Origin of the sequence: Colwellia piezophila ATCC BAA-637 (assembly GCF_000378625.1) — a bacterium.
Taxonomy (GTDB): Bacteria; Pseudomonadota; Gammaproteobacteria; order Enterobacterales; family Alteromonadaceae; genus Colwellia; species Colwellia piezophila.
Genome location: NZ_KB905170.1, coordinates 166,914 through 193,865 on the forward strand (window position 1 = coordinate 166,914; position 26,952 = coordinate 193,865).

Consider the following 26,952-nt stretch of genomic DNA (forward strand, 5'->3'; position numbering starts at 1 on the left):
GATCAATACCGTTAATTTATTAACCACAACATTAATGCCCTTGTTGCTCGACAGCTTTACGCAGAAAACCTTTGTTAGTGATTAAGGCCGCTGTAGCTTGCTCAACAGTTAAACCTGTTAATACCATCAAGCTGGCGAGCTTGGTTTGATTGTTTGCTTGGCAAAGTGCTTTCTCTGCCGTACTAAAGTCACATTCTGTTGCCTGCATGACAATGCGAACAGCACGAGCATAGAGTTTTTCATTACTGGCATTCACATCGATCATTAGATTTTTATAGCTTTTACCGCTTCGTATCATACTGGCAGTACTGAGCATATTTAAAATCAATTTTTGGGCAGTACCTGATTTCATTCGAGTCGAGCCGGTGAGCACTTCTGCACCCACCACAGCGCAAATGTCTATGTCACTATGTTGCGCATAATCCTTATTAACACTACAACTGATGCCGATAACCTTAGCGCCCTGCTCTTTGGCATACACCATAGCCGATAATACATAAGGTGTTCGGCCACTCGCAGCGATGCCCACTAACACATCTTTATCACAAAAGTGAATCGCTTTTAAATCATCAATAGCCTGCTGCCTATTGTCTTCTGCGCCTTCAACTGCTTTATACATAGCGCACGCACCACCCGCTAAAATACCCAGCACTTGCTCGCTTGTCACACTAAAAGTAGGAGGACACTCAACCGAATCAAGTACCCCTAATCTGCCACTTGTACCGGCGCCGATATAAATAAGTCGACCACCACAAGCAAAAGCATCAACAATCAAATCAACACTTCGTGCAATCTCAGGTAATAATTGGCCAACAATACCGGCAACCTTTTGATCCTCAGTATTTATTTTTTTCACTATGCCCAATGAATCGAGTAAATCTATATCTAAGGTGTCAGGATTTTGCCCTTCTGTGCTGATGTTATTAAGCGCATTTACTAGGTTTTCTTGAATGTTCATGACTTTATCTCGTTGTGGTTATCTGGCTTAATTTCTCGTTGTATAAAACACCTTAAAATTATATAAATTTGTCGGTTAACCATAAAGTTACGATTAACCTAAAGCACGCTATAGTTATCATGGTACACTGATAACTAATAAAAAATAGAAGAATTAACGACATTTCACCTCGTCAACTCGTTTATTTTTGCCTTTCTTTATCTGTAATCATTCAGCCGTAAATTATCAACCATACACATGAATCATACTTCCAGACATACACAAGCAATTATCGACTTAGATGCACTAGTTAACAACTATCAATACATTGATAGTTTAGCCAGTAATAGTAATACCATTGCCGTCATTAAAGCCGATGCCTATGGTCATGATGCCAATGAAGTGGCGCGAGCATTAAGCTCGAAAGTAACTTGCTTTGCGGTCGGTTTTATCGATGAAGCATTAGCGCTGCGCCGTGATGGCATTAATAATGAGATACTCATTCTTGAAGGTCCTTTTAACCAAAGTGACTTTGACATAGCGCAAAAATATAATTTTATATTAATGCTGCACAGTGATTATCAAATACAGTGGTTAAACTCGATGAGCGCTGAATTTTCGGGTGATCTTTGGTTAAAAGTAGATACGGGCATGAACCGCTTAGGTTTCCCTGTTGGGCAAGTCGATAACATCATCTCACAGCTAACCGAAAAACAAAGAAGTAAGCTAGTATTGTGTTCTCATTTTTCAACGGCGGAACAACTTGATAATGCTAAACCTCTAAAGCAATTAGCTGCCTTAAAGAAGTTGGTCTCAAAGCACGACTGTAAATTTAGTATGGCTAATTCGGCTGGTATTCTAAATTGGCCGGCAAGTCATGGTGATCACACTCGCTTAGGCTTAGCCCTTTATGGAATCTCACCCATTGGTGATACCCCGATAACACAAGCGCTCATTCCCGTAATGACCTTGCAAGCCAATATTATAGCGATACATACAGTCCCCATTGGCGAAACGGTTGGTTATGGTGATATTTGGCAAGCTAAACGAGAAACGACAATAGCAACGGTTGCGATTGGCTATGCTGATGGCTACCCACGTAATGCAAAATCGGGTACTCCAGTTTTCATAAATGGTAAAGTTGTGCCACTTGTCGGCCGAGTTTCAATGGATATGATTACCGTAGATATCACCGACTTAGCTAATACTGTAATTGGTGATATTGTCGAGTTATGGGGCAAGAATATCAACATTGATATCGTTGCCCGACACAGCGACAGCATCAATTATGAGTTATTAACCCGGGTGTCAAAACGTGTACCAAAGGTTATCGCTGAGTAAGTTGTCTTATTGCCAGGTCACCTGCTTTTTAATCTGGGTTTAAGTCAGATTAAAAAGCCAGTTCACAGAGTCAATTTATTCAATACCAATATATTTGTGTACTTGTATCGATAAACGCCAGTTGTTTTCTATGCACGTTGCGATGGCTAGATCCGTCGCCCGTTTCTTTTGGCTTATGGGTTGCAAATAAATAGCGGTATCCGCTACTTGATGCTGTGCCAATAAGGCTTTTAAATCCTCGACGTGTTGCTCTGTTGCCACTGGGTGCTTAATTTCATTAGCCCGTGACATAGCACTCGCTAAGATTTTATAACCACCGCGCATATTTATTTTAGGCGAGACTGTTACCCAACATTTTTCGGTAGTGATAATTTCAAACGTACCTGAGGTTTCAATTTGTGTGCTATAACCTTGCTGTTCAAATAACTGACACAACGGCGTTAAATCAACCATACAAGGCTCGCCACCCGTAATAACTATATGTTTCGCTTTAAAGTTTTTCTCTTGTACTAACGCGAAAATATCCTCAACGGTAAAACTAGACCACTGCGAGGTCTCTACTTTTTTAGCTAACATCGTTTCAGGGCTAACTTGGTCATCAAGTTCAATATCCCAGGTATGTTTAGTATCACACCACGAACACCCTACAGGGCAGCCCTGTAGTCTAATAAAAATTGACGGTTGTCCGGTAAAAGACCCTTCTCCCTGAATGGTTTCAAAAAGCTCATTAATTTTATAGTTCATGGGTATTATCGATTTCTCTTCTGCATTATGGGGTATTTTATTAGCCGTGTTAGTCACTTTCTGCTTTAGCCTATTGCTTATTTCAAGTAAAATAATAGGCCTTGTTTAGGGGCTATTGATCTTTCAGGGTTAAATTTTGTTCGAGATAAAAGCGTTTTAGTCGCGGCGAGTAGTGTGTAGCCTAGTAATTCTAAGCTAATACTACTCAACAAAGAATAAAACGCTTTTAGCCGAATCCTTCGGACAGCGTTTTTTTTGGCATTTTTACTGCGTTATCGCCTTTTTATGTGGAATAACCACACGACAAAGGCTCTACCTTGTATAAGTACCCAACAATTCGCTGCAAAAGTAATCTCGAAAGATCAACAGCTCCCATTATACCTTAGATCAATTAAGAGAGCTTTCAAATGACTGAAAAAGTTGTTGTTATATATTCTGGCGGCATGGACTCATTTACTGTTTTAAACCGTGCTCAAAAAGACGGAAAATTAGTATTTGCTTTATCCTTTGACTATGGTCAACGACATGTAAAGGAGTTGGAATGTGCTAGCACTGTCTGTAGTGAACTCGGCATTAACCATAAAGTCATTGATATATCAGCAATCAATCAATTACTTGGTGGCTCTTCATTAACTGATGATATCGATATTCCCGAGGGACATTACGAATCTGAGAGTATGAAGTCTACAGTAGTACCCAATAGAAACATGATTTTGCTTTCTTTAGCCGTTGCTTATGCCGTATCGGTTGGTGCAGAGCAGGTTTATTACGGCGCTCACTCTGGTGATCACGCTATCTACCCTGACTGTAGACCCGAGTTTGTCGAAAAGATGAACGATGTTTGTAAAATAGCTAACTATGAAAGTGTGGAAATATTCAGTCCTTATTTAACCGTTAATAAATCAGCAATACTGAGCGATGGGATCGCGATGGGTTTAGATTATAGCAATACTTGGACCTGTTATAACGGTCGAGATAAAGCCTGTGGAAAATGTAGTGCTTGTGAAGAAAGGTTAGAGGCTTTTTCTGATAACAATGTCACTGATCCAATCAGTTATGAATAAGCATTAATAGAAATTAAAATTATAAGTAGTTCAAAATATAACGATGACTGATTCAAAGTTAGCTGTAAGCATAGTAAAAAAAACGCTAGTACAATCATATCGGGCTAAAGTGTACCAATTGCTTGAGGGCCACTCAAATATAAGTATTGCCGCAAAATTCATTAATTTGTTATTAATAATACTTATCATTACTAACGTTATTGCCGCTATCTTTGAGTCAGAATCAACTTACCATCAGCAATATTTGTTTGAATTCGCCCTCTTTGAATTTATTTCGTTATCGATATTTTGCGCTGAATACTTACTACGTCTGTGGTGCTGCGTTGAAGCTGAAGAATATGCTCACTTACCCAAGTCTAAAGCTCGGTTGCAGTATGTTTTTACCCCACTGGCCTTGATTGACCTTATCGCGATTCTTCCGTTTATTATCGCAATGTTCTTTAGTATCGATTTACGTTCATTACGTTTAATTAGGGTTTTACGATTATTAAAACTAACGCATTACTTTAAAGGTTTTAATATTTTTATTACGGTTATTACCAAAGAATTCAAAAGTATTACGGCTGCCATGATGGTGATGTTATTTCTTATTATCATCGCCGCCAGTTTAATGCATGCTATTGAAGGTAAAATTCAACCGGAAACCTTTGGTAGTATTTTACGTGCTTTGTGGTGGTCTGTGGTCACCATGACCACAGTGGGCTATGGTGATGTTGTACCCATTACCGCCATTGGAAAAGTTATTGCTACCCTGATTATGCTTATTGGTGTTGGTTTAGTTGCCCTCCCTGCCGGCATGTTAGCAGCAAGATTTGGAGAAGAGCTTAGAGAACGCAAAGAAAACCTCGATAGCCAGATAAGAGATGCTTTAACAGATGGCTATATCGACCAAAAAGAGTATCAGGATTTAGCCAAGTTGGCTGATAAATTAGAAATTGACCCAGAAGACTTTAAACGCAGCATTACCCTATTAAAACAGGGAAAACACCACAAAAAATGCCCACACTGTGGAAAATAACCACTGAAATAGTCAATGCGCAGTGATTCTCAAGTAAATAATATAATGCTTTTTAATAACTTATCCGTCTATAGATTATTATCTTCCATTGATTTTCTTTTAAGACAAAAAATTTATAACCGCTAGCACGCTTTAGCCCTAGACTTATAGGGTGTTAAATGAAAGTTAGAGGTTACCTGATGAGTGCTACTTGGAAGTATCAAGCACAACGTTTGAAGCAATTAATTGATGCCAATAGTGTAACTCAAGCCCACCTTTATATGGAGCGGCTATTATTGTTTCCTATCGATATTCAAGACCGAATAATAGAAGATATTAGTCACCTTCCCCACTGTAACAGTGATGCTGTAGCGACTATTCTTGGCCACTACTCCATACAAGATCTTAAGTAGCGACAGAGTTATACCAAGTCCAATACGTTTAACAAAAATGAATTTTGTTCTCGCTAGTGTTTTTTATGGCAAAGCAGCTAACTAGATAGTTGCTGTATACGTAATTTAGCGATTTTGTCACGTACTGTCGCGGCTTGTTCAAACTCTAAGTTTTGCGCATAACTTAGCATTTCTTTTTCAAGCGTATTTATTTTAGTATCTATTTGCTTTGTCGTTAACAGAGGCTCTTCTGCTTGTTGGTTAATGTGGTAATGAGTACTCGCCTCCGCCACTTTATCGAGTGACTTAGCATCACTATAATTACCAACGCCCATCACATCGGTAATTTTTCTGACAATGCCTGTAGGAGTAATATTATTATCTAAATTGTATTGATGCTGCTTAACCCTACGTCGATCAGTTTCATCAATAGCGCGTCGCATTGAGCCCGTTATTCTGTCTGCATATAAGATGGCTCGACCATTAATATTACGTGCCGCTCGACCAATTGTTTGGATTAAAGAGCGTTCTGAGCGTAAAAAGCCTTCTTTATCGGCATCTAGAATTGCCACTAAAGAGACTTCCGGCATATCTAGCCCCTCACGGAGTAAGTTAATTCCCACTAATACGTCAAACTTACCTAGTCTAAAATCCCGTATTATCTCTACGCGCTCAACCGTATCAACATCCGAATGTAAGTAACGAGCTTTAATACCGTGCTCATCTAAATAATCCGTTAAATCTTCGGCCATACGTTTTGTTAACGTGGTCGCTAAGACTCGTTCATCTAAGGGTAAACGCTTGTGAATTTCTGATAACAAGTCATCTACTTGTGTCTCTACCGGTCGTACTTCTATTTCCGGGTCAAGTAGCCCTGTCGGCCTAACCACTTGCTCAGCGATATCACCCGCAGATTTTTCTATTTCATAATTACTTGGCGTAGCCGAGACATAAATTGTTTGTGGGGAAAGCGCTTCAAATTCCTCAAACTTCATCGGCCGGTTATCTAAAGCCGATGGTAGACGAAAGCCATATTCCACTAAATTTTCTTTACGTGATCTATCACCCTTATACATAGCGCCTATTTGTGGCACAGTAACATGAGATTCATCAATGATTAACAGGCCATCATCAGGTAAGTAATCAAATAACGTCGGTGGGGCGTCACCATGCTCTCTACCTGATAGATAGCGTGAATAATTTTCTATACCAGAACAATAGCCAAGCTCTGTCATCATTTCTATATCAAATTGAGTTCGCTGCGTAAGACGCTGCTCTTCAACTAACTTATTATTATCTTTGAGTTGCTGTGATCTCTGTTTAAGCTCAACTTTGATCTTTTCAACCGCCGATAGTATCTTTTCTCTCGGTGTCGCATAATGCGTTTTAGGGTAGACAGTAACACGTTGCAATGTTCTTTCTACTTGCCCAGTGAGCGGATCAAACTGACTGATACGTTCAACTTCTTCATCAAATAACTCAATACGTAAAGCTAAGCGGTCAGATTCTGCAGGGAAGATATCAATAACATCGCCGCGTACTCTGTAGGTTGCTCGAGCGAAAGCCATATCGTTTCGAGTGTATTGTAATTCAGCAAGACGACGTAAAATATCCCGCTGATTAATAATGTCCCCTTGGCTAATATGTAACATCATCTTCAAATATGAATCGGGATCACCTAAACCATAAATTGCAGACACCGAAGCAATAATAATCACGTCACGTCGCTCTAATAACGCCTTAGTGGCCGATAAACGCATTTGCTCTATATGTTCATTAACTGACGCATCTTTTTCTATAAAAGTATCCGTTGTTGGCATATAAGCTTCTGGCTGATAGTAATCATAATAAGAAACAAAATACTCAACGGCATTATTAGGAAAGAACTCTTTCATCTCGCCGTAAAGTTGTGCCGCTAAGGTTTTATTGGGTGCTAACATCATGGTCGGTCGATTGAGCTTTTCAATGACCTTAGCAATGGTAAAGGTTTTTCCTGAACCCGTTACGCCAAGCAGTGTTTGATAGGCAAGACCCGATTCAATACCCTCAAGAAGCTGTTTTATAGCGCTAGGTTGATCACCATTAGGGGTGTAATCAGAGCAAAGGGTAAAATTCCTCATTTCAGCTGCTCCGCTATTTTGGGCTCACTTTCAGTAAATTGTTTAGTAAATAGTCGGTACGAAATCATCGCCATTAATACATTGCCAAGTAAAGCCCCTGCAAACAGGCCTGGTAACCCGTAAACTAAACTGCCTAAATAGGCTAAAGGTAAATAACATACAAAGAGTCGTACTACACTTAATCCTAGAGCAATCATAGGTTTATGCAAAGCATTGAAGGATGAATTAGTTAAAATGATAATGCCTTGCAAGCCATATCCCAATGGCAGTATCCAAATGAAGAGTTTAATTAAGTCCGCCACTTCAGCATCGCTAGTAAACACACTTGCTATCCAATGTGCGCATAAAGCGAGTAGAACATAGATGAATACTTGCCATACTAAGATGAACTTAATGGCTACTTTATAAGCTTCTTCAACACGGTGTAATTGACCTGCTCCAAAATTTTGGCTAATAAAAGGCGGTAACGTCATTGAAAGCGCTAAGACAATCAAACAAGCAATAGATTCAAGTCTTGAGCCGACACCAAAAGCGGCAACGGCTGATTCACCGTAACTAGCGACGATGGCAGTCATAATAGCCGCGGCAATAGGGGTTAACATATTAGCCCCTGCTGCAGGCAAGCCAATCTTTAAAATCTCGCGACATGCACAGACTAGTTCTTTTATTGGCAGCATCGTGGTATGAATAAGATCAAGTTTCTTTGTCAGGATATAAAGTACAAAGGCTAAACCAAAAAGCCAAGAGATTAAGGTAGCAATTGCCGCACCTTGTATCCCCATCGCAGGAACTGGACCAAAACCAAAAATAAAAATGGGGTCAAGTATCGCGTTAATAAGACCTGCACTACCCATAATTATACTTGGTGTTTTAGTGTCCCCTGATGCGCGTAGCACAGCGTTACCTATCATAGGTCCGATTAAACAAACACTACCTATATACCAAATATCCATATACTGATGGATTAACGGTAATAATGATGGCTGTGCTCCTAATAACATAAACAGCGGGTCGGTAATGAAATACCCCACCGTTGATAAACATGCGACGATAATCGCGGCTAAATACATTGCCGCCGTAGCGGTATTTTTAGCCGACCTTGTATCCTTTTTACCTAAATATCTAGCGATAACGGCAGAGGTCCCTATTCCTAGGCCAATAGTTAAACTCAGTACAGTGAAGGTAACAGGAAAGGTAAAACTGATTGCTGCCAGGGGTTGTGTGCCGAGAAGGCTGACAAAAAATGTATCGACTAAGTTGAATGTCATCAACAGCACCATGCCATAAATCATGGGGATGGTCATACGTTTTAACGTGTTGGCAACAGGATCTTCAAGTAAATTAACTTGCTTGTTATTTTGTTGGACTGTATCTGTTTTAGTCATTTAATTACTATATGGTTCTTTTGGTAAGACAAGATAAATTATTAGCAGCGTAGCATTGTAAAAGATTAAGTTACTTTTACCTAGTTAGATTTAGTCGCTATTTATAAAATGAGTATTTAAAATGGCAATTTACTGCATCCTTGGCAAATAGTTTTAACCATCAGTCATATATAGACGTACAACGAAGGTAATAATAAACTTCCTCAACTATTAAAATAAAGTACCGCTATACCTTATTGATAAATGTATGGTCAAAAATCGCTCTGTTTTATAAAAAAACACGATATCGACATAACCCATTGAATTAAATACTTTTAATTATAAATTATTTTGTATTGACTTACCGCTAAGCCAATACAATCGGTTAAGTAAGATAAACTTACATATTAGCCCACAGAGTTATCCACAGGAACAGTGGATAACTCTAACTTTACCCCCAAGTTAGTTTAAAATAGACTCAAGAACAATGTCGTACAAAAAACGACCTTAAATTGATGTAAAAGCACCTCTTCTGAACACATCTTCAGCAAACAATATTTATTTCAATAATTTATTATTTTTGTGTTGACACTTAGGCCACAGGTCTTTAATATTCCGCCCCGTTAGCCACTGAGGTTAACCGAGATTCCCCAATAGCTCAGTTGGTAGAGCGATGGACTGTTAATCCATGTGTCACTGGTTCGAGCCCAGTTTGGGGAGCCACATTTTACAATTTGTGATATTTATAAGAGAATATGCTTTAACAAGCCATCTTATATAACCATCTATCATTCATTGGCTTTTTAATATTACGTAGAGCGATGGACTGTTAATCCATGTGTCACTGGTTCGAGCCCAGTTTGGGGAGCCACATTTTACAATTTGTGATATTTATAAGAGAATATGCTTTAACAAGCCATCTTATATAACCATCTATCATTCATTGGCTTTTTAATATTACTTAAAAAGCAAAAAGAACTTCATTATAAAGTGAAGTTAAAAGTTTATTCCCCAATAGCTCAGTTGGTAGAGCGATGGACTGTTAATCCATGTGTCACTGGTTCGAGCCCAGTTTGGGGAGCCACATTTTACAATTTGTGATATTTATAAGAGAATATGCTTTAACAAGCCATCTTATATAACCATCTATCATTCATTGGCTTTTTAATATTACTTAAAAAGCAAAAAGAACTTCATTATAAAGTGAAGTTCAAAGTTTATTCCCCAATAGCTCAGTTGGTAGAGCGATGGACTGTTAATCCATGTGTCACTGGTTCGAGCCCAGTTTGGGGAGCCACATAAGAAAAAGCCACGATGATTCGTGGCTTTTTTTTGTCCGTTAAAAAGCGCGTGCCTGCTTCTAAGTTGTAGAGCGATGGACTGTACTCTCGTCATCCTTTATAAATAAGAGCATGTGTTACTGGTTCGAGTCATTATGTTGAAAAGAGCTGGGAGCCATATCAAAACGAAAGAAACCTGCTTTATGCAGGTTTTTTTTCGCCTGTAGAAACCCCCCATAGCTCAATTGATAGAGCGAGGGACTGTACTCTCGTCATCCTTTATAAATAAGAGCATGTGTCACTGGTTCGAGCCATTATGTTGAAAAGAGCTGGGAGCCACATAAGAACGAAAGAAACCTGCTCTATGCAGGTTTTTTTTCGCCTGTAGAAAGCCCCCATAGCTCAATTGATAGAGCGATGGACTGTACTCTCGTCATCCTTTATAAATAAGAGCATGTGTCACTGGTTCGAGCCATTAGTTTGCAAAGAGCTGGGAGCCACATAAGAACGAAAGAAACCTGCTTCATGCAGGTTTTTTTTCGCCTGTAGAAAGCCCCCATAGCTCAATTGATAGAGCGATGGACTGTACTCTCGTCATCCTTTATAAATAAGAGCATGTGTCACTGGTTCGAGCCATTAGTTTGCAAAGAGCTGGGAGCCACATAAGAACGAAAGAAACCTGCTTCATGCAGGTTTTTTTCGCCTGTAGAAACTCCCCATAGCTCAATTGATAGAGCGATGGACTGTACTCTCGTCAAACAAGCATGTGTCACTGGTTCGAGCCATTATGTTGAAAAGAGCTGGGAGCCATATCAGAACGAAAGAAACCTGCTTCATGCAGGTTTTTTTTCGCCTGTAGAAAGCCCCCATAGCTCAATTGATAGAGCGATGGACTGTACTCTCTTCATCCTTTTTAAAATAAGAGCATGTATCACTGGTTCGAGCCATTATGTTGAAAAGAGCTGGGAGCCATATTAAAAGTGAAACTAGCATGTCACCCTCCCCCTCCTTTATTCTCTTGTCTTGTTTATGATAAGTTCTAACAGGAAATTTATGCCTTTTCATCGTTAAACATCAGATATAAAAAAGCCCTACTAAGCTATCTTGTAGGGCTTTTTGGATAATTAAGTGAATACTTATTTCACCGAAGATAATTCCTTTTTGTTTTCATAGTGAATGACAAGCTTATCTTTTTTCACATCAACCTTGGCGACACCACCGTGCGTTAATTCCCCGAAGAGTAATTCATTTGCCAGTGATTTCTTCAGATGCTCTTGAATTAGACGTGACATCGGTCTGGCCCCCATAGACTTATCATAACCATGATCAGCCAACCAAAGCCTAGCCTCCTTCGTAAGCTCAAGTGAAACCCCCTTATCATCTAGCTGCGCTTGTAGCTCAACAATAAATTTATCAACGACTTGTTGAATAACAATATGATCTAAGTGATTAAACCAAACAATATTATCTAAGCGGTTCCTGAATTCTGGTGAAAAAACCTTATTAATTTCATTAAGGGCATCAAGGCTGTGATCTTGTTGTTTAAAACCAATAGATTGGCGTACAGTCTCTTGTACACCCGCATTAGTAGTTAACACTAAAATGATATTCCTAAAATCTGCCTTACGACCATTATTATCGGTCAAGGTACCATGGTCCATCACTTGCAATAAGATGTTGTATACATCCTCATGAGCTTTTTCAATCTCATCAAGCAAGACTACTGCATGAGGGTGTTTTAACACCGCATCGGTAAGTAGGCCACCCTGCTCATAGCCGACATAGCCAGGAGGTGCACCAATAAGACGGCTAACGGCATGTTTCTCCATATATTCAGACATATCAAAACGGAGTAGCTCTATCCCTAAAATTTTAGCTAGTTGCTGGGTAACTTCTGTCTTGCCGACTCCGGTAGGCCCGGCAAATAAGAACGAGCCAACGGGTTTTTCTTCACTGCCTAAACCTGCTCGAGATAAACGAATCACCGATGATAGCTCTTCAATAGCTTTATCTTGACCAAAGACAACAAGCTTCAAATTACGATCAAGATTTTTCAAACTATCTTTTTCAGTGACTGATACCGATTTCTGTGGAATTCTCGCCATCTTAGCGACAATACTTTCGATATCACTATTGTTAATAACTTTTTTACGTTTATTCGGCGCAACAAGTTGCTGTTTAGCTCCTGCTTCATCAATAACATCAATGGCTTTATCAGGAAGAAACCGTTCATTAATATATTTGTCCGATAAATGTGCTGCCGCGTGCAAGGCTTTACTGGTATAACGGATCCCATGGTGATTTTCATATTTTTCTTTCAAACCATGTAATATCTTAGTGGTATCGGCAACGCTAGGTTCAATAATATCAATTTTTTGAAAGCGACGAGCTAAGGCTCGATCTTTTTCAAAAACACTGTGATATTCCTGATACGTGGTAGAGCCTAAGCAGCGAATTTTACCGGCAGATAGTAGGGGTTTTAATAAATTAGAAGCGTCCATCATGCCGCCTGAAGCTGCGCCCGCTCCTATGATGGTATGAATCTCATCAATAAATAAAACAGCGTTCTTATCTTCTTCAAGGTCTTTCAGTAAAGACTTGAAACGTTTTTCAAAGTCTCCTCTATATTTAGTTCCTGCAAGCAAGGCGCCCATATCAAGAGAATAAATAGTCGCATCCGCTAAAAACTCTGGTACCTGTTTATTGACAATCATATTGGCTAACCCTTCAGCAATAGCCGTTTTACCGACCCCTGCTTCGCCAACAAAAAGCGGGTTGTTTTTTCGGCGTCGACTTAATACTTGTAAAGTGCGTTCAAGTTCACTATCACGACCAATTAAAGGGTCGATATTTCCTTTTTTCGCTTCTTCGTTAAGATTAACTGAAAAATTTTCTATGGTGCGCGGCTCTTCTTCGGTTTTTTGCTCACCACCTAAAGCATGAGGCGTGCTTTCATCATCAATTTTTGCAATGCCGTGAGAGAGATAATTAACAATATCTAGGCGACTAATATCTGATTTTTTCAAAATATAAGCGGCTTGTGACTCTTGTTCACTAAAAATAGCAACTAAAACATTTGAACCACTGACTTCATTTTTACCTGAAGACTGCACATGAAAAACGGCTCTTTGTAACACCCGTTGAAAGCCTAAAGTAGGCTGAGTTTCCCGTTCCTCTTCACCAACAGGAATCATGGGTGTTGTTTCGGTGATAAAGTCTAATAGGCTTTTACGCAGTTTTGTTAAATCAGCGCCACAAGCTCCAAGTGCTTCAATAGCTGATGGGTTATCTAATAATGCCAGTAATAAATGCTCAACTGTCATAAATTCGTGGCGAGATTCTTTAGCTTGACGAAAGGCTAAATTAAGTGATATTTCTAAGTCTTTGTTTAGCATAGCTACTCCAATTTATAACTTTAGGCTTTTACCATGACGCACTTTAAGGGGTGCTCATTGTCAAAAGCGTACTGGACAACATGTTCTACTTTTGTCTCTGCTATTTCAGCAGTATATGTGCCACACAGGCCTTTTCCTTTATAGTGAATAGTTAACATAACATCTGTCGCTTGCTCTTCACTCTTATTAAAAAAGTTACACAAAACATCTACAACAAAGTCCATCGGGGTATAGTCATCGTTAAGTAAAAAAACATGGTATTTAGCTGGCTCTTCTAGTTGATCCTTAACTTCCTCTTCAACTATGTCTTGGGTGTCAAATAACTCTTTCCAATTGCTCATATATTTATCTTAGTCTCTACTTTTTACTTTTGCCGTAACTTTTCGAGTAATAAAGCTAAAAAAACGTAAAAAAAACAGTTTTTTAACTTGACTAATCTCATAACTTATCTACGATTCTATAAGTGGCTATTTATTGGTCGCTTAGTTTGTTGTCTATGGACATACTTATCATTTGCTTACGCTTTTAAAAGCTACTTAGCCAAAGGTAAGTTAAACATAATTAAATACTAAAGGAAATAGAAGGAAGTTGAAGTATGGCACACGGTACAGTTAAATGGTTTAATAATGCAAAGGGTTTTGGCTTTATTCGTCCAGATAGTGGGGGAGATGATATCTTCGCACACTATTCAACAATTGAAATGGATGGATACCGTACATTAAAGGCCGGACAAGATGTCAATTATGAACTAAATGAAGGCCCAAAAGGTCACCATGCAGCAAGTATCAAGTTAGCAGAAGGCGAAATAGAATAAAAAAGACTTTGCGCTAACGTTAAATAAACAAACACAGCTATTTAGCTGTGTTTTTTTATTCGCTTTTTCCGTGAACTAGCTATATTGAACAGCTATACCAATTCCAATAAATTCTTTTCCGCTCAGCGAGAGTTAAAAGGCTTAGAGGCAAGGCATTGCTTGTAGATAAGGGTTATTCAGGAGAATATGCTCCTGCATTCTCTAAGAAGCTACATCCATGTAGCGTCCTTCTCAAAAACAATAACGAAGCCTGTAAGGCTTTACCTTTTATTAGGTACTTGCCCTTCGGGAGCTTTCCAGCGATTCGATAACCGCACAGAATTTCTTTCATATAGAGTGACTATATACAAAAAAATCCTATTTGTTCTCAAACCACTGGTAAGCTCTGAGTGGGAACTAACTTAATGGACTTGGTATTACATATGCTCAATAATACAATCACCAAATGCAGAACAAGAGACTAAAGTGGCATCATCCATAAGTCGCTCAAAATCATAGGTTACAGTTTTCGCTTTAATGGCGCCCGACATCCCTTTAAGGAGTAAATCAGCCGCGTCAAGCCAGCCCATATGTCTTAGCATCATTTCCGCTGATAAAATAACCGAGCCAGGGTTTACCTTATTCTTACCGGCATATTTAGGGGCGGTACCATGGGTTGCTTCAAATACCGCAACTTCATCGCCTAAATTGGCCCCAGGCGCAATACCAATACCACCTACTTGAGCGGCAAGCGCATCAGATAAATAATCACCATTTAAGTTTAAAGTAGCAATAACACTGTATTCTGCAGGACGTAATAAAATTTGTTGTAACATGGAATCAGCAATCACATCTTTAATAATGATTTCTTTACCGGTATTTGGATTTTTTAGCGTGCACCAAGGTCCACCATCAATCAAACTAGCACCAAATTCATCTCGCGCCAATTCATAACCCCACTCTTTAAAAGCCCCCTCGGTAAACTTCATAATATTACCTTTGTGAACCAGAGTTACCGAGTCTTTATCATTATCAATTGCGTATTGAATTGCTTGTCTAACCAAACGTTGACTTCCTTCTTTTGATACCGGTTTTATACCGATACCACAATTGTCAGTAAAACGGATATTACTTACGCCCATTTCTTCAGTTAGAAACTTAATCATGGCTTTAGCTTTATCACTACCTGCTTGATACTCAATGCCGGCATAGATATCTTCGGTGTTTTCTCTAAAGATAACCATATCAACTTCAGCAGGTCTTTTTACTGGGCTAGGAACCCCCGTAAACCACTGCACTGGTCGTTGACATACATAAAGATCAAGCATTTGTCGGATAGCGACATTGAGTGAGCTCATACCACCACCTACCGGTGTTGTCAGTGGCCCTTTGATAGAGACTTTATATTCTTGAAGAATATTTAATGTCTCTTCCGGTAGCCACGTTTCACTATCATACATTTTAGTCGCTTTTTCACCTGCATAGACTTCTAGCCAAACAATTTTTCTATCGCCAGCATACGCCTTAGCAACAGCAGCATTGACAACTTTAAGCATAGTAGGTGTAACATCTACCCCTATACCATCACCTTCAATAAAAGGGATTATCGGATTATTGGGTACTGATAATTTACCGTCAATAAAAGTAATTTTATCGCCAGTAGTGGGAATGATGATTTGATTAGTCATAGGACGAGCTCCACATTAAACAAGTATATAGAATACCAAGTGCATTAATTGGTATAAGTTACTCTACTAAACTAATTCAAAAAAGCATAAGTCACTAATCACTATTTAGTGATATCCAATATCACTAAAATGAATAAATAACACTTAGACTAAAGTCTAATGAGCATATTAGCTAAAAAAAGATAAAAAAAAAGCTAAGTATTTCTACTTAGCTTTTGATTAATACCGTGCTATTGCGTAGCAGCTGATCTAATTGTATTACCTATAAAGCAATTAATTAGCTTAAAGTAGTGCCGATAAAATAGTGTTTAATGTTTCACTTGGACGCATCGCTTTTTCTACAAGCTTTGTATCAGCAAAATAATAACCATTAGTATCAATTGCAGGACCTTGAGCAGCATTTAGCTCAGCAACAATTTTTTCTTCTTGCTTTGTCAGTGCTTGTGCAATGCCTGTAAAGTTTTCTTTAAGTTCACTATCTTTTGTTTGCTCTGCTAATGCTTGAGCCCAGAACATTGCAAGGTAGAAGTGACTACCACGGTTATCTAATTCGCCTACTTTACGTGACGGAGATTTATTAGTATCTAAGAACTTACCTGTGGCTGCATCTAAAGTATCCGCTAAGATTTGAGCTTTAGCATTACCCGTCGTTACCGCAACATGCTCTAGTGAAGCAGCAAGTGCTAAAAATTCACCTAAAGAGTCCCAACGTAAATGGTTTTCTTTTTCAAATTGTTGGACATGCTTAGGTGCAGAGCCACCAGCGCCTGTTTCGAATAAACCACCACCGTTCATGAGTGGTACAATAGAAAGCATTTTAGCACTAGTACCAAGCTCTAAGATTGGGAATAAATCGGTTAAGTAATCACGTAATACATTACCAGTAACTGATATTGCATCTTCGCCTTTAGCAACACGGGCAAGGGTATATTGACACGCTTTTACCGGTTCTAGAATTTGGATATCTAAACCGCTAGTATCATGATCAGCTAAATAAGTATTAACTTTTTTGATCATTTGCGCGTCATGGCCACGATTTTCATCTAACCAAAATACCGTAGGAGTTCCCGTTGCTTTAGCACGAGTTACCGCTAATTTAACCCAGTCTTGAATAGGTGCATCTTTAACCTGACACATTCTAAAAATATCACCTTGAGCAACATTTTGCTCAATCAGGGTTTCACCTTTATCATTAACGACACGAACAACACCTGTACCTGACATGGTAAAAGTTTTATCGTGCGAGCCATATTCTTCAGCTTTTTGCGCCATTAAACCAACATTAGGTACAGTGCCCATTGTTGTTGGATCGAAAGCACCATTTTCACGACAGAAATCAACTACCGCTGAGAAAACACCAGCATAGTTACGATCAGGGATCATAAACTTGGTATCTTTTTGCTTACCATCTGGTCCCCACATCATACCAGAGGCACGAATTGCTGCCGGCATTGACGCATCAATAATGACATCACTTGGCACATGTAAGTTGGTAATGCCTTTATCAGAGTCTACCATGGCCATTTCTGGACGAGTGGCATAAACCGCTTGTATATCGGCTTCAATTTCAGCTTTTTGCTCCGCAGGTAAACGGGCTATTTTAGCGTAAACATCACCAATACCGTTATCCGCATCAACACCTAACTGTTCAAAAGTAGCAGCATGCTTAGCAAATACATCTTTATAGAACACTTTCACTGCGTGACCAAACATGATTGGATCTGAAACTTTCATCATGGTTGCTTTTAAATGCAATGATAATAAGACATCTTCTTCTTTGGCTTTATTTATTTCAGTTTCAAAGAACTCTACCAAGGCAGATTTACTCATCACTGAAGTATCAATAATTTCTTTATCAAGTAAAGGTAACTTTGATTTTAACAACGTTACCTCACCGTTTTGAGCAACAAATTCAATATTCACAGTGGTTGAACCATCAAGTGTTACTGATTTTTCACTACCATAAAAATCACCTGATGCCATATGAGCAACATGAGATTTTGATTCTTTAGACCAAGCACCCATTGAGTGAGGGTTATTACGCACGTATTGCTTAACTGAAGCCGGTGCACGTCTGTCAGAGTTACCTTCACGTAATACCGGGTTAACCGCAGAACCCAATACTTTCGCATAAGTTAACTTAATAGATTGTTCTGCTTCGTTTTGTGGCTCAGCGGGGTAATTTGGTAAGTCATAACCTTTTGCTTGTAATTCTTTAATCGCCGCTTCTAATTGTGGGATAGACGCTGAAACGTTTGGTAATTTGATAATATTGGCTTCTGGCATTTTCGCTAATTCACCTAACTCAGCCAAGGCATCATCAACGCGTTGATCGGGTGTTAAGTATTTTGGAAAGTTAGCTAAGATACGAGCTGCTAAAGAAATGTCACGTGTTTCAACGTTAATGCCTGAAGAAGCCGTATAGGCTTGAATAATTGGCAATAAAGAATACGTTGCTAAGGCAGGCGCTTCATCGGTAATAGTATAAATTATTTTTGAGTTATCAGTGCTCATTGAGATTCCTACTTTAATTAGCTAAATACTCAGGTGATTTGCATAAAAATTCATTTGAAATAAATTAAAATTCACCTAAGATAAAATTTATTTTTCGCGCGCATAGTATAGTAATTCAAAGCGTATTAATATAGCCAAGCGAAAAGGCATACATTTTTTTAAAGGAAGTTCAGTCTAAAAATGAAGCAGAACAACGGCTATACAAGACATCACGAGAAAAAGCATCAAAAGGTCCGACCACTGAGTGAAAAGCGAAAAGTTGTGCTCTTCAACAAACCCTTTGATGTTTTATGTCAATTTACCGATGAGAATAATCGTCGGACATTAAAAGACTTTATCAACATACCTGGCATCTATGCCGCAGGTCGACTTGATAGAGATAGTGAAGGTTTATTGCTATTAACCAATGATGGTAAGTTACAACATCAAATAGCCAATCCGGTAAAAAAAACCGAGAAAACTTATTGGGTTCAAGTTGAGGGAGCACCCACAGAGTGTGATTTAGCGAAGTTACGACAAGGCGTTGAATTAAAAGATGGTATGACTAAGCCCGCTAAAGTGGCGGTTATGGTTGAACCTAACGTTTGGCCTCGTGTTCCGCCAATAAGAGAACGTGCCAGTATTCCAACCACTTGGCTAGAAATTACCATCACTGAAGGTCGTAATAGGCAAGTTAGACGCATGACCGCTAATATAGGCTTTCCGACGCTACGACTGATTAGATATCGAATCGGTAACTGGACTCTAGATAATATAACCAGTGGGGAATATAAAATTGAAGCGTAACATCGCTACACCCATAAACATGGCTCACGGTAGCAAACAATTTAAACCAAACACTACAGTGGCCGCCGTTATCCATTACCGGGGTAAGTTCTTGTTTGTTGAAGAGCGAGAAAACAATCAGGTAGTTTTCAATCAACCTGCAGGTCACTTAGAAGAAAATGAAAGTCTCACTACCGCAATTGAGCGAGAAATACTTGAAGAAACTGGTTTAGCCTTAGTGCCCGATTACCTTTGTGGTATTTATTACTTTCATCGTGCGGATCTATACCCGTACCACTTGAAGATGCTCGTTTCAGGAAACCTGAGCGAATCATAATCGAGGCACATTTTATGTTAATGGTTATTCCCTTAAAAACAAATGTAACGACGAGTATGTTTTGCTCAGTTTTCCCCCAAGGGCTGGTTTATAAACGCTTTATGCTACGTTATTGATTTCGACAAGGGAATAACCATTCTCTTCAATCAATGCCTTGCCTAAAGACGTTTATAATTCCAGCTGAATCCTGCATCTTCAGGTGGAACGGGTATAAGCCTCTATTTCTTGCGCTTTTGTTTCGTTATCGAATTAAAGGAATGGCTAAAAGGCCAACCACAAGATAGCGAAATTATCGATACCCATTGGTTTACGTTTGAACAAATAAAGGCTAAAAAACAACAATTACGTAGTTCTATGGTGCTAGAGTGCATTGAAGATTACTTAGCAGGCAATAAAATCCCCTTATCACAACTAAAATCTAATCTTTAATCTATATCCTGTTAGATGTGCGTGTTATAATTTTGCGCCTCTTATATCAGTCTGTATAAGAAAGTGCTCATTAAGCGATAATTTAACACTCGTCTTTGCAACGTATAGCCACCATGCTAGCGGCACACTACATGTTTGAAATAGAATCACTATATTCCACACATGTCTTATTTGCTCTACTGGCCCAACGTTGTGCTAAGAGAACACTTCTTTATGCAGAATGGTATTATTAGTACATTAATTTTTAGTTATATTTAGTACGCTTATTTTTAAAAGTCTATTGGTCAATATATATGTTAACAGCCACAAATAATAAATCCCCTGAGCAAACCAAAGTTATCGTTGGTATGTCTGGTGGTGTCGACTCTTCTGTTTCTGCTTACTTGCTTAAAGAGCAAGGCTATCAAGTAGAAGGTTTGTTTATGAAAAACTGGGAAGAAGATGATACTGATGAGTATTGTGCTGCTGCCCAAGATTTAGAAGATGCTCAAGCTATTTGTGACAAATTAGAGATAAAATTACACACTATCAATTTCGCTACCGAATATTGGGACAATGTTTTTGAGTACTTTCTTGAAGAGTACAAGGCGGGTCGAACGCCTAACCCCGATATCATGTGTAATAAAGAAATAAAATTCAAAGCATTTTTAGAATTTGCTTGTGAAGATTTAGGTGCCGACTATATTGCTACCGGACACTACGTTCAACGTGAGTTTCGTGATAATGCTTGGCAGATGATACGTGGTCTTGATAATAATAAAGATCAAAGCTACTTCCTTTACACGTTAGACGAAAAGCAATTATCTCAAACGTTATTTCCTGTCGGTCATATTGAAAAACCTGAAGTACGCGCTATTGCTGAAAAAGCCGGCTTAGTAACCCATGATAAAAAAGACAGTACCGGTATTTGTTTTATTGGTGAACGAAAATTTAAAGACTTTTTAGGTCAGTATTTACCCGCCAAACCCGGCATAATTGAATCCGCTGAAGGTGTAGCTGTCGGCCATCACGATGGTTTGATGTATCACACTTTGGGACAACGCAAAGGCCTACGTATTGGCGGTTTAGCCGATGCAGGTGAAGCGCCTTGGTACGTTGTTGAAAAAGATTTGTTACGTAATGTCTTAATTGTTGGTCAAGGTCACAACCACCCTCGCCTATTTTCTAAAGGTTTGATTGCCAATCAATTACACTGGGTTGATAGAAAAGCACTAGATAAAAGCATTCAATGCACGGTTAAGACTCGTTATCGCCAAGAAGATGTTTCTTGTACGGTAACCCCTTTACCGCATGACGCAAACAAAAGTGCAGAAAAACAAGAATACCAAATTGATTTTAATGAAGCACAAAGCTCAGTTACCCCTGGACAATCAGTGGTATTTTATCAAGGTGATGTCTGTTTAGGTGGCGGTATTATTGATACCCTCATTCGTTAACGTTTAACATCGCCTAAGCCTATATAAGCCAGAAGCCAGAGACATAATGAAAGATCAAACGATTACCTTTGCTGTTATTTGTCAAGTTGCTTTTCAAGTTCAACAAGTATCACGTACCGGCAAAATCACTGATGAAGAATTCAGTGTGTTATTACAAAGTATTATAGAAACCTCACCAGACAATACCTTAGCGGTTTACGGCGGGCAACTTAGTAATATTAAAAAAGGTCTTGAGTTGCTAATCCGCCATTTAGGTAGTGATAATGAGGCAACAAGTAGCAACAAACAAAAAGACCCTGAATTTACCCGCTATATCATTAGCTTAATTAATTTAGAAAGACGCCTTGCTAAACAACCTAAACAGCTTAATGCCTTGGGTGAGCGTATACACGCCACTGAACGACAACTTGAGCATTACGCCATAACAAGCGAGACATTAATTTCAAGTTTCGCCAGTATTTATAGCGATATTATTAGTCCCTTAGGTCATAAAATTCAAGTCACTGGCGACCCCAGTATTTTAAAGCAAAGCGCAAATCAATATAAAGTAAGAGCGTTATTATTAGCCGGCATACGTGCGGCGGTATTATGGCGCCAAGTGGGCGGTAAAAGGCGTCATATATTGTTTAGTCGCAAAAAAATAGTCGATACCGCTAAAGCATTACTCAATAGAATTTAGTAAAAACTTAATAACAATTTAAACACTATTTAACTCTACAACTTAATATTTTGTCGTAGAGAATATTAATATAACCTATGTACCCATGTTATTTCAAAATGCAGGATTCAGCTGGAATTAGAAGCGCCTTTAGGTAAGGCATTGATTGAAGAGAATAGTTATTCTATTGTCGAGGTCAATAACGTAGCATAAAGCGTTTCTAAACCAGCCCTGCGGGGATGCCTGAACAAACCATGGTCATCGTTACCTCTCTTTTTAAGGGAACAACCCTTAATAAAAAGAGGTGCCTTGAACATGAATCGCTCAGATATCCTGAAACAGGCATTTTGATGTATCATGGGTATATATAACCTAGGAAAAAATATGGAACTTTCAGCATTAAGTGCAATATCACCAGTAGATGGTCGTTATGGCAGCAAAGTAAAATCATTACGCCCTATTTTTAGTGAATTTGGCCTAATAAAATACCGCGTAACGGTAGAAGTACGTTGGTTACAAAAGCTTGCTGCAACAGATGCTATTGCTGAAGTTCCTGCATTTTCAACACAAGCTACTGCTGCTTTAGATGCAATTATCACTGACTTTAGTGAAGAAGATGCTTTAAGCATTAAAAAGATTGAAGCGATAACTAACCATGATGTTAAAGCGGTTGAGTACTTCTTAAAAGATAAAATTGCCGATAACGCTGAATTACACGCAGTAACTGAATTTATTCACTTTGCTTGTACTTCTGAAGACATCAACAACTTATCACACGGTCTAATGTTAAATGACTGTCGTGAAAGTGTACTATTACCAGAAATGGACACAGTTTTAGCGGCAATTAAAGCATTAGCCATTGAATACAAAACTATTCCGATGATGTGTCGTACTCATGGTCAACCAGCATCACCTAGTACACTAGGTAAAGAAATGGCTAACGTTTATGTTCGATTACAACGCCAACGTGAACAAATTGCCAAAGTTGAATTGTTAGGTAAAATTAACGGTGCTGTAGGTAACTATAATGCTCACCTTAGTGCTTATCCTGAAATTGATTGGCATGAATACGCTGAAGAGTTTGTGACTTCATTAGGTTTATCATTTAACCCGTTTACCACCCAAATCGAACCACATGACTACATTGCTGAGCTATTTGATGCTATCGCTCGTTTTAATACCATTTTAATCGATTTTGATCGTGATATCTGGGGTTACATTGCTATGGGTCACTTCAAGCAAAAAACGATTGCCGGTGAAATTGGTTCATCAACTATGCCACATAAAGTTAACCCGATAGATTTTGAAAACTCAGAAGGTAACTTAGGTATTGCTAACGCACTATTCAACCACCTAGCACAGAAATTACCTATTTCTCGCTGGCAACGTGATTTAACTGACTCAACTGTTTTACGTAATTTAGGTGTTGGTTTTGCTCATGCGATGATCGCTTACGGCGCAACCTTAAAAGGTATTAGCAAGTTACAAGTAAACGAAGCAAACTTAGCGGCAGAATTAGACAGTAACTGGGAAGTGTTAGCAGAGCCAGTACAAACGGTCATGCGTCGTTACGGTATTGAGAAGCCATACGAAAAATTAAAAGAGTTAACTCGCGGTAAGCGTGTAAACGGTGATTCAATGCGTAAGTTCATCATGACACTTGAATTACCTGATCATGCTAAAGCACAGTTATGTGAAATGACACCAGCGAGCTACATTGGCCGTGCAGTTGCTTTTATTGATGAGCTAAAGTAATCATCACTTAAATAAATACATAAACTTAAAAAAAGAAGGCCTTGCGCCTAATGCCGTTCACTTAAGGTGAACGGCATTTTTTTGTACTGCTTTCTTGATCGGGTATCTATTTTTAGAACACTTTAATGCCCTGGGGTATTTCCTTTCTCTTCTCGATGGTAAAATAAACTGTTTTGCAGCTTTAGTTATATCCATTACAAACTTGGGAATATTACCTGGTGAGATGAATGGTAACTGAGTTAAATGATGAATAATATGCAGCGAAGCTCCATGAAAACTAAGCTGATTTGGGTGGATGTTTTTAAGCGACTTTGCCATTAAAACCATCTGGTAACGAATTAAATTATAAGCTAACAAAATCCCCCATAACTCTTGCTTTATAAGGTCTGGCTGATTACTTCTAAGCGTAAACCTGTTATCTAACATGTATTGTTTCATTTCTCGAAAGCCAAGTTCTATCTCCCAGCGATGTGAATATAAATCAACAATATCGCTTTTAGGAAATCGCATTGGGTCGACCATTGAAGTTAATATTTCTACCTCTTTATCTTTAACCGTCTTTGTTACTAATCTAGCGACTATTGAATCACCTAAATCATCAAATTTCTTTTTAGACTGTGGTGTTGTTTCTATCTTTACTAAATAATCTTTATTCCCCAGCTTTCGAATAACCTTATACTGAGTATTCTTTTTTAAAGGGATAAGCCAGTGCCTCATTTCACCGGTATTGTGCCAGTGATTTAATAAACCCAATGAATAAAAACCACGATCAAAAATAGTTAAGCTGTTGTCAGGTGTCGTATCAATTAAACCTTCAGCAAGTTTCATTTCATTGACATCGTAGCTATCAAAGGCACTATTAATAAGCATATGGCTTGTTAGCTCCATTTGGCAAACCATCCTTACTTGTGGATAAGCACCAACAGTTTTTTTGTTACTTGCTCTAGAAAAAGATTCACTATTTTCTTTCGTATCAGGAGTTCTCCAGACCACTCCGTCAACACCATACAGGTTTAAGCCGCACCAGTGCGGGTGTTCAGATTTTTCATTCCATTGCAATTGGGTTTGCTCGAAAATGGTTTTAATAACTTCACTTCCAAGTTTTTTTCTAGCTTGAGTTACGGCACTTGGTGCAACAAAAGGCGTACCATTAGGCAGAAGTATATCTAATTGGTTGAGTAATTGACGCATAGAAAAATTACGGAATAAGGCCATACCGATGACAGCCCAAATCATACTTTCCATTGGTAGCTTTCGTTTTCTAATGGTTGCTATGCCGTGTGTACTCAAACCTTGTTCGATAATTTCTGGTGATAAAATATCGGTGAGGTTTTTAAATTCAGTTAAAGTATTTGAAGAAATTTGAGATAAAGCTGTTGAGAATTGCATAAAAAATCCGTACTTAGAAAACTAAGTACGGATTTTGCACTTTCTGCTAGATCGGTCAATGGATCGTTTTATTTATTTGAAAGAACGTTTTCTTAACTGATCGGCATTAGGCCTTGCGCCTTCTTTTTTTATATCTGCGTTTTCATTTTCTGGGCGATGGAATATTCATACCAATTTGATTAAATTTCTTCCCAGCTCAGAGCTGTGTTCAATGTTCAATAACAAGGCAAATTTGTTTAGGTCTAGTCATTCTAAACCAAATAAATTTAACGATGTTAGTGGGCATCGAGTAAGCTCCCAAAGGGCGAGTTTAAAGGGTTCATATACGGCGTTATTGATTTTGACAAGGACGCTACATGGATGTAGCTTCTTAGAGAATGCAGGAGCTTATTCTCCTGAATAACCATTCTCTTCAATCAATGCCTTGCCTCTAAACCCTTTAACTCTCGCTGAGTGGGAAAGAACTTAATCAACTTGGTATCACTAGAATCACATCAATAAAATTCAAAATAAAAAGCAAAATAAAAAACAAAATAAAAAACAAAAAAACACTCATATCTATTGGCAATACTATTACTTATTTACTAGTCTCAATGTAGTTCTAATTTCATCTCTCCGTTCATTTTGGATAAATAAATGTCTTACAGTATCAGTCAAGTAAAATGGCAACAAGCGGCACCACTGCTTAAAAATATTCGTGAAAAAGTATTTGTTTGTGAAAGGCGCATTCCTAAAAATATTGAGTTTGATCATGGTGATCGAACGGCTTACCATATGTTGGTCTGTGACGACAAAAGCCAAGAGCCTATTGCTACGGGTCGTATTTCCCCACAGGGCGAAATAAGCCGTATTGCCGTGGTGATGGGTTATCGCAGTGAAGAAATAGACAAGTTTATCATACAGGGCTTATTTCGTATCGCACGAGAGCTTGCCTTAAAAGAAGTTTTCATCTCAAGTCCGCTTGATAAAGTAGATTACTTCGCCAACCATGATTTTTATCCTATCGGCTCCGTGTATATGGTAGCGGGCATGCCAAAACAACGCATGGCATGCACGATAACTAAAGCGGCTTTACACGCTAAAAAAGCAAAGTACTACTTTACTCATTAGTCATTAGTCTACTTTTACTTCCATAAAGCCTCATCTTCACACAGCTTATGCAAGCCCTCAGCTCGGCTTATTAATAAGTTAGCAAAATTAGTTTGCTCTGCTGTTTTGGCTTGTAATAAGTTTTCAGCTTGCATTTGCCACTTTAAAGAAAAGTGTTTGAGTGCCTCACGAGCATTTTGAGCGACATCAATACTACTATGATCACTCGGTAAATCACCGCATATAACCCAAAAGCTTTTACCCTCTAGTGAGTTTAATTTCCATACTGCGAGTATGGGGACTAAATAACGGCTATCTTCAGCCTTAACACTATTGGTGACAATGCCCTTTTCTGCTAGATATTTAGTCGCAACTTGATACTGCTCCTTGATCCATTGCTGTCGCTGTACTTCTGTCATTGCTGCTACTTCGCTCATATTTATTCTCTAATTAGGCTAATTCGGT

The 26,952-nt window shown here is 38.7% G+C and carries 22 protein-coding genes, 3 tRNA genes and 1 pseudogene; 16 read left to right on the plus strand and 10 right to left on the minus strand.

The features are described 5' to 3' along the window. Positions 1-31: 31 nt before the first annotated feature. On the minus strand, positions 32-958 hold the full coding sequence (gene murQ, locus F580_RS0117810) for an N-acetylmuramic acid 6-phosphate etherase (protein WP_019029107.1): 927 nt from the start codon (positions 956-958) through the stop codon (positions 32-34). 237 nt (positions 959-1,195) lie between these two features. On the opposite strand from murQ, the gene alr reads away from it, so the two are divergent. Next, complete coding sequence (alr, locus tag F580_RS0117815; RefSeq protein ID WP_019029108.1) at positions 1,196-2,278, plus strand: alanine racemase; 1,083 nt, start codon at positions 1,196-1,198, stop codon at positions 2,276-2,278. Between the two features lie 75 nt (positions 2,279-2,353). Here the strand turns inward: alr and queE are convergent, their stop codons facing one another. Next, on the minus strand, positions 2,354-3,022 hold the full coding sequence (gene queE, locus F580_RS0117820; protein WP_019029109.1) for a 7-carboxy-7-deazaguanine synthase QueE: 669 nt from the start codon (positions 3,020-3,022) through the stop codon (positions 2,354-2,356). A 172-nt stretch (positions 3,023-3,194) separates the two neighbouring features. On the opposite strand from queE, the pseudogene F580_RS26965 reads away from it, so the two are divergent. The 4 genes and pseudogenes from F580_RS26965 (at position 3,195) to F580_RS0117835 (ending at position 5,496) form a co-directional block, all read left to right on the plus strand. Next, positions 3,195-3,408: pseudogene (locus F580_RS26965) on the plus strand (hypothetical protein). Between the two features lie 21 nt (positions 3,409-3,429). After that, entirely contained in the window at positions 3,430-4,086 is a 657-nt protein-coding gene (gene queC, locus F580_RS0117825) for a 7-cyano-7-deazaguanine synthase QueC (RefSeq protein ID WP_019029110.1), read from the plus strand. Positions 4,087-4,129: 43 nt separating this feature from the next. Continuing rightward, positions 4,130-5,104, plus strand: coding sequence for an ion transporter (locus F580_RS0117830; protein WP_019029111.1), 975 nt, complete (start codon positions 4,130-4,132; stop codon positions 5,102-5,104). Positions 5,105-5,262: 158 nt separating this feature from the next. Next, a complete protein-coding gene (locus tag F580_RS0117835) occupies positions 5,263-5,496 on the plus strand; it encodes a hypothetical protein (protein WP_019029112.1) in 234 nt (77 codons plus the stop codon). A 77-nt stretch (positions 5,497-5,573) separates the two neighbouring features. Here the strand turns inward: F580_RS0117835 and uvrB are convergent, their stop codons facing one another. After that, positions 5,574-7,595 (minus strand): excinuclease ABC subunit UvrB, encoded by a 2,022-nt coding sequence (gene uvrB, locus F580_RS0117840; protein ID WP_019029113.1) that lies wholly within the window; start codon positions 7,593-7,595, stop codon positions 5,574-5,576. Then, positions 7,592-8,980, minus strand: a complete 1,389-nt coding sequence (locus F580_RS0117845; RefSeq protein ID WP_019029114.1) for an MATE family efflux transporter — start codon at positions 8,978-8,980, stop codon at positions 7,592-7,594. Before F580_RS0117845 ends, uvrB begins: the two co-directional genes overlap by 4 nt. 626 nt (positions 8,981-9,606) lie before the next feature. Between F580_RS0117845 and F580_RS0117850 the strand changes: the two genes are divergently transcribed. The 3 genes from F580_RS0117850 to F580_RS0117865 all read left to right on the plus strand — a co-directional run bounded on the left by F580_RS0117850 (position 9,607) and on the right by F580_RS0117865 (position 10,256). Further along, positions 9,607-9,682, plus strand: a tRNA-Asn gene (locus F580_RS0117850). A gap of 285 nt (positions 9,683-9,967) precedes the next feature. After that, a tRNA-Asn gene (locus F580_RS0117860) sits at positions 9,968-10,043 on the plus strand. A 137-nt stretch (positions 10,044-10,180) separates the two neighbouring features. Continuing rightward, positions 10,181-10,256: transfer RNA gene (locus tag F580_RS0117865), tRNA-Asn, on the plus strand. Between the two features lie 1,119 nt (positions 10,257-11,375). On the opposite strand, the gene clpA is transcribed toward F580_RS0117865, so the two are convergent. Both clpA and clpS read right to left on the minus strand, forming a co-directional pair. Continuing rightward, positions 11,376-13,634 (minus strand): ATP-dependent Clp protease ATP-binding subunit ClpA, encoded by a 2,259-nt coding sequence (gene clpA / locus F580_RS0117875; RefSeq protein WP_019029116.1) that lies wholly within the window; start codon positions 13,632-13,634, stop codon positions 11,376-11,378. Positions 13,635-13,654: 20 nt separating this feature from the next. After that, positions 13,655-13,975, minus strand: coding sequence for an ATP-dependent Clp protease adapter ClpS (gene clpS, locus F580_RS0117880; RefSeq protein WP_019029117.1), 321 nt, complete (start codon positions 13,973-13,975; stop codon positions 13,655-13,657). A gap of 254 nt (positions 13,976-14,229) precedes the next feature. Here clpS and cspD point away from each other — a divergent pair, with 254 nt between their 5' ends. Next, positions 14,230-14,448: a cold shock domain-containing protein CspD gene (gene cspD, locus F580_RS0117885; protein ID WP_019029118.1), complete on the plus strand. Its 219-nt coding sequence runs from the start codon at positions 14,230-14,232 to the stop codon at positions 14,446-14,448. Positions 14,449-14,864: 416 nt separating this feature from the next. On the opposite strand, the gene icd is transcribed toward cspD, so the two are convergent. Beyond that, complete coding sequence (icd, locus tag F580_RS0117890; RefSeq protein ID WP_019029119.1) at positions 14,865-16,115, minus strand: NADP-dependent isocitrate dehydrogenase; 1,251 nt, start codon at positions 16,113-16,115, stop codon at positions 14,865-14,867. A gap of 282 nt (positions 16,116-16,397) precedes the next feature. Beyond that, a complete protein-coding gene (locus tag F580_RS0117895; protein ID WP_019029120.1) occupies positions 16,398-18,629 on the minus strand; it encodes an NADP-dependent isocitrate dehydrogenase in 2,232 nt (743 codons plus the stop codon). A gap of 180 nt (positions 18,630-18,809) precedes the next feature. Here F580_RS0117895 and F580_RS0117900 point away from each other — a divergent pair, with 180 nt between their 5' ends. The 6 genes from F580_RS0117900 to purB all read left to right on the plus strand — a co-directional run bounded on the left by F580_RS0117900 (position 18,810) and on the right by purB (position 24,009). After that, positions 18,810-19,415 carry a pseudouridine synthase gene (locus tag F580_RS0117900; protein WP_019029121.1) on the plus strand — a complete coding sequence of 202 codons (606 nt, stop codon included), beginning with the start codon at positions 18,810-18,812 and terminating at the stop codon, positions 19,413-19,415. Beyond that, positions 19,405-19,731, plus strand: a complete 327-nt coding sequence (locus F580_RS24910; RefSeq protein WP_019029122.1) for an NUDIX domain-containing protein — start codon at positions 19,405-19,407, stop codon at positions 19,729-19,731. Before F580_RS0117900 ends, F580_RS24910 begins: the two co-directional genes overlap by 11 nt. A 225-nt stretch (positions 19,732-19,956) precedes the next feature. Continuing rightward, entirely contained in the window at positions 19,957-20,160 is a 204-nt protein-coding gene (locus F580_RS0117910; protein ID WP_019029123.1) for an NUDIX hydrolase, read from the plus strand. Between the two features lie 293 nt (positions 20,161-20,453). After that, the gene (gene mnmA, locus F580_RS0117915) at positions 20,454-21,596 is read left to right on the plus strand and encodes a tRNA 2-thiouridine(34) synthase MnmA (RefSeq protein WP_019029124.1); all 1,143 of its coding nucleotides are present in this window, start codon (positions 20,454-20,456) and stop codon (positions 21,594-21,596) included. A 46-nt stretch (positions 21,597-21,642) separates the two neighbouring features. Then, on the plus strand, positions 21,643-22,275 hold the full coding sequence (gene hflD, locus F580_RS0117920) for a high frequency lysogenization protein HflD (RefSeq protein ID WP_019029125.1): 633 nt from the start codon (positions 21,643-21,645) through the stop codon (positions 22,273-22,275). 363 nt (positions 22,276-22,638) lie between these two features. Further along, positions 22,639-24,009, plus strand: a complete 1,371-nt coding sequence (gene purB, locus F580_RS0117925; RefSeq protein WP_019029126.1) for an adenylosuccinate lyase — start codon at positions 22,639-22,641, stop codon at positions 24,007-24,009. 57 nt (positions 24,010-24,066) lie between these two features. On the opposite strand, the gene F580_RS0117930 is transcribed toward purB, so the two are convergent. Then, positions 24,067-25,398, minus strand: a complete 1,332-nt coding sequence (locus F580_RS0117930; protein ID WP_019029127.1) for an IS4 family transposase — start codon at positions 25,396-25,398, stop codon at positions 24,067-24,069. A 636-nt stretch (positions 25,399-26,034) separates the two neighbouring features. On the opposite strand from F580_RS0117930, the gene F580_RS24915 reads away from it, so the two are divergent. Continuing rightward, positions 26,035-26,508 (plus strand): GNAT family N-acetyltransferase, encoded by a 474-nt coding sequence (locus F580_RS24915; RefSeq protein WP_019029128.1) that lies wholly within the window; start codon positions 26,035-26,037, stop codon positions 26,506-26,508. 14 nt (positions 26,509-26,522) lie between these two features. Here F580_RS24915 and F580_RS0117940 read toward each other — a convergent pair whose 3' ends face one another. After that, a complete protein-coding gene (locus F580_RS0117940) occupies positions 26,523-26,924 on the minus strand; it encodes a DUF4826 family protein (RefSeq protein WP_019029129.1) in 402 nt (133 codons plus the stop codon). Between the last annotated feature and the right edge of the window lie 28 nt (positions 26,925-26,952).

What these genes read in the sequence shown, in the direction of transcription:
- murQ (WP_019029107.1), bottom strand. Translation starts at nt 958, where the DNA reads ATGAACATTCAAGAAAACCTAGTAAATGCGCTTAATAACATCAGCACA.
- clpA (WP_019029116.1), bottom strand. Translation starts at nt 13,634, where the DNA reads ATGCTAAACAAAGACTTAGAAATATCACTTAATTTAGCCTTTCGTCAA.
- queE (WP_019029109.1), bottom strand. Translation starts at nt 3,022, where the DNA reads ATGAACTATAAAATTAATGAGCTTTTTGAAACCATTCAGGGAGAAGGG.
- F580_RS24915 (WP_019029128.1), top strand. Translation starts at nt 26,035, where the DNA reads ATGTCTTACAGTATCAGTCAAGTAAAATGGCAACAAGCGGCACCACTG.
- F580_RS0117895 (WP_019029120.1), bottom strand. Translation starts at nt 18,629, where the DNA reads ATGAGCACTGATAACTCAAAAATAATTTATACTATTACCGATGAAGCG.
- F580_RS0117835 (WP_019029112.1), top strand. Translation starts at nt 5,263, where the DNA reads ATGAAAGTTAGAGGTTACCTGATGAGTGCTACTTGGAAGTATCAAGCA.
- clpS (WP_019029117.1), bottom strand. Translation starts at nt 13,975, where the DNA reads ATGAGCAATTGGAAAGAGTTATTTGACACCCAAGACATAGTTGAAGAG.
- F580_RS0117845 (WP_019029114.1), bottom strand. Translation starts at nt 8,980, where the DNA reads ATGACTAAAACAGATACAGTCCAACAAAATAACAAGCAAGTTAATTTA.
- icd (WP_019029119.1), bottom strand. Translation starts at nt 16,115, where the DNA reads ATGACTAATCAAATCATCATTCCCACTACTGGCGATAAAATTACTTTT.
- F580_RS0117930 (WP_019029127.1), bottom strand. Translation starts at nt 25,398, where the DNA reads ATGCAATTCTCAACAGCTTTATCTCAAATTTCTTCAAATACTTTAACT.
- F580_RS0117940 (WP_019029129.1), bottom strand. Translation starts at nt 26,924, where the DNA reads ATGAGCGAAGTAGCAGCAATGACAGAAGTACAGCGACAGCAATGGATC.
- uvrB (WP_019029113.1), bottom strand. Translation starts at nt 7,595, where the DNA reads ATGAGGAATTTTACCCTTTGCTCTGATTACACCCCTAATGGTGATCAA.
- cspD (WP_019029118.1), top strand. Translation starts at nt 14,230, where the DNA reads ATGGCACACGGTACAGTTAAATGGTTTAATAATGCAAAGGGTTTTGGC.
- purB (WP_019029126.1), top strand. Translation starts at nt 22,639, where the DNA reads ATGGAACTTTCAGCATTAAGTGCAATATCACCAGTAGATGGTCGTTAT.
- alr (WP_019029108.1), top strand. Translation starts at nt 1,196, where the DNA reads ATGAATCATACTTCCAGACATACACAAGCAATTATCGACTTAGATGCA.
- hflD (WP_019029125.1), top strand. Translation starts at nt 21,643, where the DNA reads ATGAAAGATCAAACGATTACCTTTGCTGTTATTTGTCAAGTTGCTTTT.
- F580_RS0117830 (WP_019029111.1), top strand. Translation starts at nt 4,130, where the DNA reads ATGACTGATTCAAAGTTAGCTGTAAGCATAGTAAAAAAAACGCTAGTA.
- F580_RS0117900 (WP_019029121.1), top strand. Translation starts at nt 18,810, where the DNA reads ATGAAGCAGAACAACGGCTATACAAGACATCACGAGAAAAAGCATCAA.
- mnmA (WP_019029124.1), top strand. Translation starts at nt 20,454, where the DNA reads ATGTTAACAGCCACAAATAATAAATCCCCTGAGCAAACCAAAGTTATC.
- queC (WP_019029110.1), top strand. Translation starts at nt 3,430, where the DNA reads ATGACTGAAAAAGTTGTTGTTATATATTCTGGCGGCATGGACTCATTT.